General features: G+C 70.9%; 11 protein-coding genes. 5 read left to right on the forward strand and 6 right to left on the reverse strand.

Annotated features, from left to right (window positions below):
• The first annotated feature begins 44 nt into the window (after positions 1-44).
• On the forward strand, positions 45-1,673 hold the full coding sequence (locus ACGFIM_RS11625) for a glycosyl hydrolase family 18 protein (RefSeq protein ID WP_393198429.1): 1,629 nt from the start codon (positions 45-47) through the stop codon (positions 1,671-1,673).
• 208 nt (positions 1,674-1,881) lie between these two features.
• On the opposite strand, the gene ACGFIM_RS11630 is transcribed toward ACGFIM_RS11625, so the two are convergent.
• A complete protein-coding gene (locus ACGFIM_RS11630; RefSeq protein WP_393198431.1) occupies positions 1,882-2,727 on the reverse strand; it encodes an aldo/keto reductase in 846 nt (281 codons plus the stop codon).
• A gap of 145 nt (positions 2,728-2,872) precedes the next feature.
• Between ACGFIM_RS11630 and ACGFIM_RS11635 the strand changes: the two genes are divergently transcribed.
• Positions 2,873-3,817, forward strand: coding sequence for a hypothetical protein (locus ACGFIM_RS11635; protein ID WP_393198434.1), 945 nt, complete (start codon positions 2,873-2,875; stop codon positions 3,815-3,817).
• 118 nt (positions 3,818-3,935) lie between these two features.
• Here the strand turns inward: ACGFIM_RS11635 and ACGFIM_RS11640 are convergent, their stop codons facing one another.
• From ACGFIM_RS11640 to ACGFIM_RS11660, 5 genes are read right to left on the reverse strand one after another with little or no spacing between them, the layout of a single operon-like run.
• The gene (locus tag ACGFIM_RS11640) at positions 3,936-5,297 is read right to left on the reverse strand and encodes a sulfatase-like hydrolase/transferase (protein WP_393198437.1); all 1,362 of its coding nucleotides are present in this window, start codon (positions 5,295-5,297) and stop codon (positions 3,936-3,938) included.
• Positions 5,298-5,308: 11 nt separating this feature from the next.
• Positions 5,309-6,133: a carbohydrate ABC transporter permease gene (locus ACGFIM_RS11645; protein WP_393198440.1), complete on the reverse strand. Its 825-nt coding sequence runs from the start codon at positions 6,131-6,133 to the stop codon at positions 5,309-5,311.
• Positions 6,133-7,005: a carbohydrate ABC transporter permease gene (locus ACGFIM_RS11650; protein ID WP_393198443.1), complete on the reverse strand. Its 873-nt coding sequence runs from the start codon at positions 7,003-7,005 to the stop codon at positions 6,133-6,135. The genes ACGFIM_RS11645 and ACGFIM_RS11650 overlap by 1 nt, the downstream gene beginning before the upstream one ends.
• Positions 7,002-8,276 carry an extracellular solute-binding protein gene (locus ACGFIM_RS11655; RefSeq protein WP_393198446.1) on the reverse strand — a complete coding sequence of 425 codons (1,275 nt, stop codon included), beginning with the start codon at positions 8,274-8,276 and terminating at the stop codon, positions 7,002-7,004. Before ACGFIM_RS11655 ends, ACGFIM_RS11650 begins: the two co-directional genes overlap by 4 nt.
• Positions 8,277-8,291: 15 nt before the next feature.
• Positions 8,292-9,272, reverse strand: a complete 981-nt coding sequence (locus ACGFIM_RS11660; protein WP_393198449.1) for a LacI family DNA-binding transcriptional regulator — start codon at positions 9,270-9,272, stop codon at positions 8,292-8,294.
• Between the two features lie 277 nt (positions 9,273-9,549).
• On the opposite strand from ACGFIM_RS11660, the gene ACGFIM_RS11665 reads away from it, so the two are divergent.
• The 3 genes from ACGFIM_RS11665 to ACGFIM_RS11675 all read left to right on the forward strand — a co-directional run bounded on the left by ACGFIM_RS11665 (position 9,550) and on the right by ACGFIM_RS11675 (position 13,118).
• A complete protein-coding gene (locus ACGFIM_RS11665; RefSeq protein WP_393198452.1) occupies positions 9,550-10,998 on the forward strand; it encodes a multicopper oxidase family protein in 1,449 nt (482 codons plus the stop codon).
• A gap of 167 nt (positions 10,999-11,165) precedes the next feature.
• The gene (locus ACGFIM_RS11670) at positions 11,166-12,551 is read left to right on the forward strand and encodes an APC family permease (protein WP_393198455.1); all 1,386 of its coding nucleotides are present in this window, start codon (positions 11,166-11,168) and stop codon (positions 12,549-12,551) included.
• A 9-nt stretch (positions 12,552-12,560) separates the two neighbouring features.
• Positions 12,561-13,118: a GPP34 family phosphoprotein gene (locus tag ACGFIM_RS11675; RefSeq protein WP_393198458.1), complete on the forward strand. Its 558-nt coding sequence runs from the start codon at positions 12,561-12,563 to the stop codon at positions 13,116-13,118.
• Positions 13,119-13,518 lie beyond the last annotated feature (400 nt).

The raw sequence follows: 13,518 nt of genomic DNA on the forward strand, positions 1-13,518 counted from the left end.
CATCCCATCCCCCCGTACACCCCTCGACCGGATGTCGGAGCATCATGAAGAACCCCACCTTGAGCAAGGCCCTCGCCGGGCTGGCCGCTCTGGCGCTGCCGCTCACGGCGGCCGTCGCCGCGCCGGGCCCGGCCCTCGCCTCCACCTCCCAGTCCCCCACGCCGGCGGCCGCACTCTCCGCCGCGCAGGCCGCACCGCTCTCCGCCGCGCAGGCGGCCGAGTGGGCGGCCGGGACCTCGTACACGGCCGGTGCGCGCGTCACGTACAACGGCATCGAGTACGAGTGCATCCAGAGCCACACCGCGCTGCCCGGCTGGGAACCGCCGAACGTGCCCGCCCTGTGGAAGCAGGTCTCGGGCGACGACGGCGGTGACCCCGGTGACCCCGGCGACGGCGGCGACCCGGGCGACCCCGGTGACGGCGGCGACCCCGGTGACGGCGGCGACCCCGGTGACGGCGGCGACCCGGGCGACGGCGGCGACCCGGGCGACGGCGGCGACCCGGGCGACGGCGGCGACCCGGGCGACGGCGGCGACCCGGGCGACGGCGGCGACAGTGGCACGAAGGTCCTCGGCTACTTCGTGGACTGGGGCGTCTACCAGCGCAACTACCACGTCAAGAACATCGACACGAGCGGCTCGGCGGCCAAGCTGACGCACATCAACTACGCGTTCGGCAACGTGACGAACGGCCAGTGCGCGATCGGCGACAGCTACGCCGACTACGACCGCTTCTACCAGGCGAGCGAGAGCGTGGACGGCGTCGCCGACACCTGGGACACGGGCGCGCTGCGCGGCAGCTTCAACCAGCTCCGCAAGCTGAAGCAGAAGTACCCGCACCTCAAGGTGCTGTACTCCTTCGGCGGCTGGAGCTGGTCGGGCGGCTTCGGCCAGGCCGCGCAGAACCCGGCCGCGTTCGCCGAGTCCTGCTACCGCCTGGTTGAGGACCCGCGCTGGGCCGACGTCTTCGACGGCATCGACATCGACTGGGAGTACCCGAACGCCTGCGGCGAGACCTGCGACTCCAGCGGCCCCGACGCGTTCAGGAACATCATGCAGGCGCTGCGCGACCGCTTCGGCCCCGACTACCTGGTGACCGCGGCGATCACCGCCGACGGCACGGACGGCGGCAAGATCGACGCGGCCGACTACGCCGGCGCCGCGCAGTACGTCGACTGGTACAACGTCATGACCTACGACTACTTCGGCGCCTTCTCGCCGCAGGGCCCGACGGCCCCGCACTCCCCGCTCACCTCCTACTCCGGCATCCCGACGCCGGGCTTCTACGCGGACGCGGCCATCCAGAAGCTGAAGAGCAAGGGCGTCCCGGCGAGCAAGCTGCTGCTCGGCATCGGCTTCTACGGCCGCGGCTGGGCCGGGGTGACGCAGCAGGAACCCGGCGGCACCGCGACCGGTCCCGCGCCCGGCACGTACGAGCAGGGCATCGAGGACTACAAGCTGCTCAAGACGCGCTGCCCGGCCACGGGCACGGTCGGCGGCACGGCCTACGCCTACTGCGGCGGCCAGTGGTGGAGCTACGACACGCCGGCCACGATCGGCGGCAAGATGAGCTACTCGAAGGATCAGGGCCTCGGCGGCGCGTTCTTCTGGGAGCTCAGCGGTGACACGACGAACGCGGAGCTGCTCACGGCCATGAAGAACGGCCTGAGCTGACCCGTACGCGCAGAAGGCCGGTCCTCCACGCACGGCGGAGGGCCGGCCTTCCCGCGTCCGGAGCACGGCGCGTCCCGGGCACAGCGTCTCCGGGGCACAGCGTCTCCGGGGCACAGCGCGTCCCGGGCGCAGCGTCTCCCGGGCTCAGCGTCTCCGGAGCGCAGCGCGTCCCGGACTCAGCGTCTCCGGAGCGCGAGGCGTTCCGGGCTCAGCTCAGCTCGGCGAACTGCTCGGCGGTGAGCGTCACGGTGGAGGCGCCCAGGTTCTCCTCCAGGTGGGCGATCGACGACGTGCCGGGGATCGGCGCGACCACCGGCGAGCGGGCCAGCAGCCAGGCCAGGCTGACCTGCGCGGGCGTCGCGCCGAGCAGCTTGGCGACGTTGTCGACGGGACCGCCGGGCGCGGCCAGCGCGCCCTTGGCGATGGGGCTGTAGGGGATGAACACGATGCCCTGCTCGGTGCAGTGGTCGAGCACGCCTTCGGAGAAGCGGTTGGTGAGGTTGTAGCGGTTCTGTACGGAGACGATGTCGGCGATCCGCCGCGCCTGCTCCAGCTCGTCGACGGTCACCTCCGACAGGCCGATGGCGGCGATCTTGCCCTCGTCCTGCAGCGCCTTCAGCTCGCCGATCTGGTCCTCAAGCGGCACCTTCGGGTCGATGCGGTGCAGCTGCAGCAGGTCGAGCCGGTCCTGGCCGAGCCTGCGCAGGCTCATCTCGACCTCCTGCCGCAGGTACTCGGGGCGGCCGACGGCGTGCCACTGGCCGGGCCCGGTGCGCACGAATCCGGCCTTGGTGGCGATCAGCAGGTCCTCCGGGTACGGGTGCAGCGCCTCACGGATGATCTCCTCGCTGACGTACGGGCCGTAGGAGTCGGCCGTGTCGATGAGGTTCACCCCGAGCTCGACAACGCGCCGCACAAGCTTGACGGCCGCGTCCCGATCGGCGGGCGGCCCCCAGACGCCGGGCCCGGTCAGGCTCATGGCGCCGAAGCCGAGGCGGTACACGGTCTTGCCACCGATGGTGACGGTCCCTGTGGACGGGAGGGATATGGACATGACGGTTCCTCGTTCCCAGAGTGACGTTCCAAGTCCGTGATGCAACGGATACGCGGACAAATCTTCCCTATCACCCGCCCGATGAATACGTTTCGGGGCACGTGCGAACAATGACCCGGTTCACCCTCCACGTTCGAGGAGCAGCATGGCTTCCCGCTTACGTCAAGGCATGCTCGGCGCCATCACCGCCGTGGCCGTGGCCCTGTCCCCTCTCGCCTTCACCGGCACCGCCGCCGCATACACCAGCGGGCCCGGCGGACACGACAAGCCCGGAACGCCGGGCGGGCCCGGCAAGCCCGGAACGCCAGGCGGGCCCGGCAAGCCCGGAACGCCAGGCGGGCCCGGCAAGCCGGGCAAGCCAGGAACGCCAGGCGGGCCCGGTAAGCCAGGCGGGCCCGGCCCGAAGGACCCGGTCGAGAAAGAGGTCGCCAAGCTCGTCAAGGACGTGTCCGGCAAGAACGTCAAGAAGCACCTCAAGGCGTTCCAGGCCATCGCCGACGCCCACAACGGCACCCGCGTCTCCGGCACGAGCGGGTTCGACGCCTCCCGCGACTACGTGGCCGGCAAGCTGCGCAAGGCCGGCTACCAGGTGACGATCCAGCCCTTCGAGTTCGTCTTCGACGGCTACATCACCCCGCCCGTACTGCAGCGGACCAGCGGCACGCCGAAGACGTACACGTACGGGTTCTTCAGCGACTACGTGGCGATGGGCGACTCGCCCGCCGGGTCGGTCAGCGGCACCGTGCAGGCCGTGGACCTGACGCTGCCGCCGGGACCGGAGCCGTTCATCGAGGCCGGGATCCCGGCGGGCGGCCTGTTCACCGGGGCCGAGGAGCGCAAGACCGAGGAGGAGGCGGCGATCTTCGGCGGCACGGCGGGCCTCCCGCTCGACCCCTGCTACCACGGCGCCTGCGACACGATCGAGAACATCAACGACTTCGCCCTCGACGTGAACGCCGACGCGATCGCGACGCTGACCGGCACGTACGCGTTCGACATCGGCGACATGGGCGCCACGCGGCCCGCGCCGGCGAGCGCGGCGCGCAGCGCTGAGAAGCACACGCACAAGCCCGCCGACGCGGCGAGCTGATCCCCGCGTGCGCCTCTCCACCCTGCACAGGAGGGGGGTGGAGAGGCGCACGCCTGCCGGAGACCCTTCGGGACCGCGGGCTCAGGCCGGGACCTTCGGACAGGCCGGAGCGCCGGGCTCAGGGGCGGGGCTGGTGGCCGAAGCGGACCGGTTTCACGCCGTTCGTCCGGGCCGCCGGGTCGGGCATGGCCTGGCTGCGGCTCGGGACGGGCTCGGCGGGCTCGATGACCGGCTCGGCTTCGCCCGCCGCGACGATCCGCCGTACCAGCCGTTCCCGCAGCTCCGCGGCGATCCGCTCGTGCGAGGCGTGCCCGGCCAGGTTGACCAGCTCGTACGGGTCGTTGACCACGTCGTACAGCGCCTGCTCGCGGTAGCGGGCGGCGGCCGGGTCGTTCCAGGGGTCGGCGTCCTCGGCCACGGCGTAGTACTTCCACCGGGAGGTGCGGATGCCGCGCCCCACCTCCGACTCGCTCACCTGGAAGAACACCTCCTCCGGCCAGTCGGCGCCGGGGTCGCGCAGCAGCGGCAGGAACGAGCGCCCCTGCATCTCCTCCGGCACCGGCAGCCCGGCCGCGTCCAGCAGCGTCGGCGGCAGGTCGATGGTGCTGACGGGGCGGGAGATCGCGCCGCCGCCGTCGAAGCCGGGCCCGCGCAGCGCCAGCGGCACCCGCAGCGAGGCGTCGTGGCAGGAGCGTTTGTACTCGCCGTTGCGGGTCTTGAAGTGGTTTCCGTGGTCGGAGGTGTAGGCCACGATCGTGTCGTCGAGCAGGTCCATGCTGCGCAGCGCGTCGAGCAGCCGGCCCAGCCCCTCGTCGAGGCGCTTGACCTGGCCGAGATAGCCGCCCATGTGGCGGTGCGCGGTGCCGCCGAGCGTGGCGAGGTCGGGCGGCATCCAGGTGCCCTGGTAGCGCTCCTCGTAGCCGTCGGGCGCGGGGTAGTTGTCCAGCTCGTTCTGGTGGTGCGGCTCCAGGAACGACAGGAACAGGAAGAACGGCTCGTCCGCGTGGTCGGCGACGAACCGCACGGCGGCGTCCACCAGGGCGTCGGAGCGGTAGCCGGGCAGCATGACGGGCTCGTTGGCCTCGTCGAAGACGATCGTGCGGTAGGCGTCGGAGGTGTGCTCCAGCGCGTTGGCGGCCAGCCAGCTCCGGTAGCCGCCGCGCCGGTGCTCGGGCACCGGCTCCTCCCCTGCCAGGTGCCACTTGCCGATGTAGCCGGTGGCGTAGCCGGCCGCGCCGAAGTGGTGGGCGAGCGTGCGCTCCTCGGGCGGCAGGACGCGGCCGTTGCGGTGCACGCCGGTCGCGGTCGGATAGCGGCCCGTCTGGAGCGCCGAGCGGGCCGGCGCGCACACGGGCTGCGGCGTGATGGCGACCGTGGCCTGCGTGCCGTGCCCGGCCATGCGTTCGAGGTTGGGGGTGAGCGGGCCGACGGTGTCCCACCGCTGCTGGTCGGTGAAGAAGACGATCACGTTGGGGCGCAAAAGGGAGACTCCTATCGAAGGCCGGTGAGGGCGATGCCCCGCACGAAGTATCTCTGGGTGAAGACGAACAGCAGCGCCGTGGGCACGAAGAGGATCACCGAGCCGGCCGCCGTGAGGTGCCACAGCGTGAAGTACTCCTGGTTGAACAGGGTGAGGCCGACCGGGATCGTCCGCATCTCGGGCGTGCTGGTGGCGACCAGCGGCCAGAGGAACTCGTTCCACTGGAAGACGAAGGTGAACAGCGCGAGCACGGCGAGCGCGGGCCGGGTCTGCGGCAGGATGACGCTGCGGTAGATGCGCAGCTCGGAGGCTCCGTCGATGCGGGCCGCGCTGATCAGGTCGTCGGGGATGGGCTGGATGAACTGTCTCATCAGGAAGATCCCGAACGCGTCCATGAGGAACGGCGTGATGAGCCCCTGGTAGGTGTTCAGCCACCCCAGGTCGGCCATCATCACGTACAGCGGGATCATCCGCACGAAGAACGGCACCATGAGCGTGGCGAGCAGCGCCACGAACAGCGTGTTGCGCAGCGGGAAGCGGAACTTCGCGAACACGTAGCCGACGAGCGGGTCGAAGATCAGGTGCGACAGCGTGATCGCGCCCGCCACGACGAGGCTGTTGACGATGAAGTGGCCGAACGGCGCGCGGGCGAACAGCTCGGCGTAGTTGCCCCACTGCGGGCTCTCCGGCCACAGCACGGCGCTTGCCGCCAGCGTCTCGGCCTCGGTCTGCAGCGACAGCGAGACCATGTAGAGCAGCGGCAGCACGGTCACCAGGCTCGCCAGCGTGAGCAGCGCGTAGAGCAGCACCTTGCGGCGCACCGTCATCCGTTCCATCAGTACGTCACCTCGCCCCGCCGCCCGGCCCGAAGCTGGATCACGGTGAACGCCACGATCACGAGGAGCAGCAGCACCGACTGCGCCGATGAGTAGCCGAAGTCCCTGGTGCGGAAGGCGACGTTGAAGATGTGGAAGACGGTCAGGTCGGTGGCGTCGCCCGGCCCGCCGCCGGTGATGATGTACGCCTGCCCGAACGCCTGCAGCCCCGAGATGACCGCCATGACCGACACGAACAGCGTGGTCGGGGCGAGCAGCGGCAGCGTGATCCGCCAGAAGCGCCGCCAGGCGTCCGCGCCGTCGATCTTGGCGGCCTCGTGGTAGGTCTCGGGGATGCCCTGCAGGCCGGCGAGGAACAGCACCATCGTGTAGCCGACGCTCTGCCAGAGCGTGACGGCGGCGATGGTGAGCAGCGGCGCGGTGTTGAGCCACTGCTGGGTGGGCAGGCCGAGCGCGATCAGCACCCGGTTGAGCACGCCCAGCTCGGGGTCGAGGATGTTGCGCCACAGCAGCCCGACGATCGCCACCGAGGTGAGGTACGGCACCAGCAGCAGCACGCGGAAGGCCACCCGCCCCTTGAGCGGCTGGTCGATGGCCAGCGCCAGCGCCAGCCCGAGCACGATGGAGCCGATGACGACCAGCACCGCGAAGATCGCCGTGACGAGGAACGAGTGCCGCACCGACGGGTCGGACAGCGCCTGGGCGTAGTTGTCCAGGCCGGTCCACTGATCGGCCATCGGCCCGGTGCGGAAGCCGGTGGCGATCACGTTGCCGATCGGCAGGTAGAACAGCGCCGCGAAGAACAGCAGGGCCGGCAGCAGGAAGAGGTAGGCGGTCCTCGCGTACCGGCCGGACAGCGTGCGCGGCCTCACTTGAGGTAGCCCTCCGCCGTCTTCGCGAACTCGGTCAGCACCTCGGCGGCCGGGCGGTTCTGGATGATGACCTGCTGGTACATCACCTTGAGCTGCTCTTCCCACTTGCCGAACCGCCCGGTCAGCCGCACCTCCTGCGAGGAGTCCTTCGCCTGCGGCAGCGCGTCGGCGAACACCTTGATGACCGGGTCGGACTGCACCTCGGGCAGCTCCGACCACGACTTGCGGGGCATGAGCATGCCGGTCTCCTCGGTGGCGGCCTGCTCGACCTCGAGTGCGGTGACGCGCTTGATGAAGTCCCACGACAGCTCGGGCCTGCTCGCCTTGGCCGGCACGAACAGGCTGACCCCGGCCGCCTGGGTGGCCTGCACCTTGTGCTTGAGCGGCGGGGCGACGCCGAGGTCGATGTCGGGGCTGGTCTTCCTGATCGGGTCGAGGTCCCAGGGCCCGGTGAGGATCATGGCGGCGCGCCCTGCGGAGAACAGCTTCTGCGGGCCCGAGTAGTCGGTGCCCGTGACCGGCACGGGGGCGACCTTGTGCTTGTGGATGAGGTCGGCCTGGAACTGCAGGGCCTCGATCGCGCTGTCGAGCGGCGTCATGGCCTTGCCGGTCCCGGGGTCGTACGGGGTGACGCCCGCCTGCATCATCCACGGCCACATGTAGGAGTAGTCCTGGTTGAGCGCGACGCCGTACACGCCGTCCTTGGTCAGCTTCTTCGCCGCTTCGAGGAACTCCTCCCAGGTGGTGGGCACCTCGACGCCCGCGTCGCTGAGCATGCCCTTGTTGTAGAGCAGCGTGTTGCAGGTCAGGTGGAGCTGCACGCCGTACACCTTGCCCTGGTAGGAGTTGCGCTCGACGGTCACCGGCTGCCAGTCGGACGGGAAGCCCATGGCCTGGCCGTCGCGGTCGACGAAGTCCTGCAGCGAGCGGGCGTTGCCGGAGACCGCGAACTCCTGCACCCAGCCGCCGGGCTCCTCCACCAGGTCGGGCACGGTGCCGGAGGCGAAGTCGGCGAGCAGCCTGGTGCGCAGGTCGGGCCACTGGTACTTCTGCAGGTTGACGGTGACCTTGTGGGCCTGCTCGAACTCGGCGATCACCTTGCGGTAGGCCTGGTAGTCGTGGCCGGCGTTCCAGTAGACGGTGAAGGTGCCGGGGGCGGCGTTCTGGGTGGCCGGCGCTCCCGCGCACGACGACAGGGCAGGCACGCCGGCGGCGGCCGTGGCGGCGCCGAGGAGCCGGAGCAGATCACGGCGTGAGGGATGAGCGGGCATCGTGGGGTTCCCTTCTTAGGACGAGCCCCGCCGCAGGAAGGTCCACGATCGGACGATCTCGCGGGCGGGCGGCGGCTCATCGGCCTGGAGGCGCTCGAAGAGCAGGCGTACGACGTCGGTGTAGTCGTGGCGCAGCGGGCCGACGGTGCTGAGCTGCGGATTGGTGATGAGACCCTCGTCGATGTTGCCGACGCCGACGATCGCGACGTCATCGGGCACGGCGAGCCCCAGGTCCCTGGCGGCGGAGATGGCGCTGATCGCGGCCCGGTCGGCGGCGGCGAAGATCGCGTCGGGCCGGTCGGGTGAGCGCAGCAGCTCGGTCGCCGTCTGGTACGCCGCCACGCGGTCGTCGGCTCCCCCGGTGACGATGCGGTCGGTGACGCCGTGGCGCTCCAGGGCGGTGAGGTAGCCGAGCAGCCGCCCGGCCGGCTTGTCGCGGTAGAGCTCGTGCCGCTGCCCCATGAACGCGATCCGCCGCCGCCCGGTGGCCAGCAGGTGCTCGACGGCCTCCGCGCTGGCCTCGGCCTCCGGGGTGCGGACGACGTCGCAGCCTTGGAGGCCGCTGTCGTTGCTCAGCACCACCATCGGCAGCCCGGTGGCGGCCACCCCTTCGAGCAGGTCGCGGGCGAGGTGGTCGCCGACCACGTTGATCAGCGCGCCGTCGGCGATGCCGCCGCGCAGCATCTCGGCCGCGGCGGCGGCCCTGGCCTCGGAGTAGACGGCGAGCGTGATCACGGAGTAGCCGCGTGCGTCGGCCATCTCGTGCAGGTCGGTGGCCAGGCGCTCGTCGGCGGGGACGCCGCCGAACGTGCTCAGCACCAGGCAGACCCGTTGGGTGCGGCGCTTGCGCAGGCTCCTCGCCGCCTGGTTGGGGGTGTAGCCGAGCTGCCTGGCGGCGTCGAGCACCCGCTGCCTGGTCTCGGCGGCCACGGGTCTGTCCCGGCCGCTGAGGACGTAGGAGACGGTCGCCACTGACACGTTCGCCAGCTCGGCCACTTGTCGCGCTGTAGGTCTCATGTTAGTCGAATAACCTAGCATTACCTATTGGGTTTGGGGGTAATTGATGGCAGGGGATCTGGGACGGCCGGTCTGCGGGCTCCATCTGGGCGACGTCCGGCGTTCCACGCCTGTTAATCGATTAACACGCTAGTTCGCCGGTACCACCCCGGCAAGAGATCGCACGACCCGGAGCCCCCGGTTGCGATCGGCCGCGTGGCGCGCGGCTTTCTCGATCACTCTCCGTTACCTTGCGAGGTGAATGGGGGGATCTGCAGTGAATGGTTCGGCATGGGGTTCCGGCGGGGGCATCTCCCGCCGGCTGCTGTTCACCGGCACGTTCGCCGCCGCCGCGAGCGCCGTCACGGGCTCGCTCTGCGAGGCGGCGGCCGGCCGGCGGCCGGGGCGGGGCTTCGCGCTGCGGGCCAGGCCCGCGACCGTCTCACTCGGCCGGCGCAAGGTGGCGACCTGGACGTACGACGGCATGGTGCCGGGGCCGATCATCCGCGCCACGGCGGGCGGCGTCGTACGCGCCCGGCTCGTCAACGACCTGCCCGCGGAGACCACCGTGCACTGGCACGGCATCAGGATCGATCCCAGGATGGACGGCGCCCCCGGCTACACCCAGGCGCCCACCAAGCCGGGCCGCACCTTCGACTACGCGTTCAAGGTGCCCGACCCCGGCACGTACTTCTACCACTCGCACGTCGGCACGCAGCTCGACCGCGGCCTGTACGGCCCGCTCGTGGTGGCCGACCCGCACGAGCCGCTCGGCTACGACGAGGAGTTCGTGGTCCTGCTCGACGACTGGCTCGACGGCATCGACGGCACGCCCGACGACGCGCTGCGCCGGCTCAACTCCACCACCGACCACGACGACACGCTGCGCAGCACGCTGCTCGGCGGGGTCTCCGGCGAGATCCGCCACCCGTTCCACCTGATCAACGGCAGGATGGCGGAGGCGCCCGAGGTGTTCCGCAGCCGGCCGGGACGGACGGTGCGGTTCCGGGTGATCAACGCGGCGGCCGACACCGCCTACCGGGTGGCGCTCGGCGGTCACCGCATGACGATCACGCACGCCGACGGGTTCCCGTGCGGGCCGGCCACCGTGGACGCGTTCCTCATCGGCATGGGCGAGCGGTACGACTTCGTCACCCGGCTGGGCGCGGGGGCGTTCCCGCTGGTCGCGCTGGCCGAGGGGAAGGGGGCGCGGGCGTTCGCGATCGTCAGGACGACGCGCACCGCCCGGCGGCCTTCGCGCGACGTCAAGGTGCCGGAGCTGGACCGGCGCCTGCTCACCTACGCCGACCTGCGGCCGCGCCGCGCCGACGCGCTCCCCCGCCCGTCCAGGACCGTGACCGTGACGCTCGGCATGCGGCCGTCCGGCAACGAGTGGACGCTCAACGACCGGCTGGCCGACGACCCGCTGCGGGTGCGGGTGGAGAAGGGCGAGACGATCAGGATCGTCATGAACAACACCTCGCCCATGTGGCATCCGATGCACCTGCACGGCCACACGTTCCAGGTCCGCGTGGGCGAGCGGCGCGGGCCGCGCAAGGACACCGTGAACATCAAGCCGCGCGAGCGGCTGAGCGTGGACGTCGAATGCGACAATCCCGGCGAATGGATGTTCCACTGCCACAATCTCTACCATCAGGAGCAGGGCATGATGGGTGTTCTCGGGTACGGCCCGCCATCGCCCCGGAATCACCGCATGACCCACTAAGTCAGCCTTTGTCGGAGTTACGCACAAGTAATGTTTTACTCGCGCAACATTTCATGAAAAGCGCGATTTTCCACATTTGGCGGCGTACGGTCTTGCGGCACGCGCCCGCGCTGCGAAAGGATCTCCAGTCGGACCCCAGCCCGGTATGACGACTGGAGACGCCTGTCGTGCGCGCACAACAGAACATCGAGCAGTTCGGCTACCGCCAGGAGTTACGCCGTGGGGTCGGCCTCGCCGACCTCATTTTCTACGGTTTGGCGTACATGGTACCGATCGCGCCCTTCGCGATATTCGGGAATGTCTATTCGGTATCCGGTGGCATGCCGGTCCTGGCATACCTCGTCGGGATGATCGCACTGCTGTTCACCGCCGCCTCGTACGCGGAGATGGTGAAGGCGTTCCCGCTGTCCGGCTCGGTCTACAACTACGCGGGGCGCGGCATCGCACCGCCCGTCGGCTTCCTGACCGGCTGGATGGTCCTGCTCGACTACATCCTCGTGCCGTGCCTGCTCTACCTGGTCGCCTCGATCGCGATGAACGCCAGCGTGCCCGCCGTACCCGTCTGGGTCTGGCTGGTCGGCTTCGCCGCCGTCAACACCGCGATCAACCTGCGCGGCATCAAGATGACGGTACGCCTCACCCGCATCCTCATCACGATCGAGCTGGCCGTGCTCGCCCTGTTCCTGCTCGTCGGGATCTGGGCGCTGCTGCGCGGCGAGGGACACGGCTTCAGCCTCTCGCCGCTGTTCAACGCCGGCACCTTCACCTGGCCGGTGATGTTCGCCTCCGTGTCGGTCGCCGTCCTGTCCTTCCTCGGCTTCGACGGCATCAGCATGCTGGTGGAGGAGTCGACCGGCGGCTCCGCCCAGGTCGGCCGGGCCATGCGGGTCGCGCTGCTGCTGTCCGGCGTGCTGTTCATCACGCAGGTCTGGGTGGCCGCACTGCTCGTGCCCGACCCGGCAGGCCTCATCGAGCACCCCAGCGACACCGCCTTCTACGACGCCGCCGCCGTCGCGGGCGGCGAATGGCTCAGGCACGTCACCACCGCCGCCACCGCGCTCTCCTGGGGCCTGGTCAACACCATGGTCGCCCAGGTGTCGGTCTCGCGGCTGCTGTACGCGATGGCCCGCGACCGGCAGCTGCCGTCGTTCCTCGCCAAGGTGTCGGTGCGGTACTCGGTGCCGTCGAACGCGATCCTGCTCATCTGCCTGCTGTCGATCGGCGTGGGCCTGTGGTCGGCCGGCCGCGAGGACGGCGTCGCGCTGCTGTCGAGCCTCATCAACATGGGGGCGATGGTCGCGTTCATCGTCCTGCACGCCTCGGTCATCGTGCACCACGCCCTGCGCTCCGGTTCCGGCCGGCTCTGGGCGCACCTCGTCTCGCCGCTGATCGGCGCCGGCATCCTGATCTTCGTGGTGATCAACGCGAACATCATGGCCCAGCTCCTCGGCCTCGTCTGGCTCGGGCTCGGCGTGCTCGCGCTCATCACCCTGTACGCGCTCGGCCGCCGCCCCACGCTGCGGGGCATGCCCGCAGGATCGGACCGCCGCTGAGGAGGCCCCATGGACCGGCTGCCGCTGCACCAGGACCTCTACCTGATCGCCCACGACAAGTCCGGCAAACCGTTCGTCCACCCGACGTCGCTCTCGCTCGGGCTGGCCGGCGCCGCCCTGCTCGACCGGCTGCTCGCCGAGCCCTTCACCCCGGTCGGCGGCCTCGACCCCGCGGCGCTCATCAAGGGCGCCGCGGCGGGCGGGATCTACGAGCGCACCCGGGAGGAGCTGCTCGGCCGCGGCGTGCTCGTCCGGGTGACCGGGCGGCGGCTCGGCATGCTGCCGTACACGCGGCACGAGCTCGCCGACATCTCCTCCGTCGTCCGCGCCTCCTCGGGGGTGCGGGCGGCGGTCGAGGGCTGGAAGGCGCCGGACGCGCGCTGCGCCGGTTTGTGCGGGCTGGTCGCGGTGCTCCGGCTGGAGGAACAGCTCTACCTCGACCAGCCCGCCGCCAAGCTGGTCGCCCGCCTCCGCGAGATCGCCGCCGCTGCCGCCCCACCGGTGGGCGAGCTGGTCGAGACCGTGGACACGCTGGTCGCCGAGGCCGCCGTCGCCGTCTACCGCTGACCCCCGCACCCCCGGCCCAGACCGCCCCGGCCCGCTGCCGGTAGCCGGCCCTCCCCACCACCGTCACCGCCCACCGCACCCGCACGCGCCGGCCACCCCCGACCGGCCCCCGGCGGCCGGCGGCCGGCGCGCCGCGCCACCATCCACCGCCAGTCACCGCGACCACCCGCCGGAGCGCGGCGCGCCGCCCACGACCGCCGCACCCCCTCTGGGCGCCGACCCCCGCAGCCGGTCACCCGCAGCGGGCGGGAGCCGCGCTGGAGCGGGTGTCAGGGGAGCCACGCGGGGCGCCACAGAAACCGCGCAAGGTGCCATCGAAACCGCGCAAGGCACCGCAACGCCCCCGCAGGGTGCCGCCAGAACCGCGAGAGGTGCCGCGACACCCGCACAGGGTCCCACC

It is taken from the genome of Nonomuraea sp. NPDC049309 (genome assembly GCF_043196965.1).
Classification (GTDB): domain Bacteria; phylum Actinomycetota; class Actinomycetes; order Streptosporangiales; family Streptosporangiaceae; genus Nonomuraea; species Nonomuraea fastidiosa.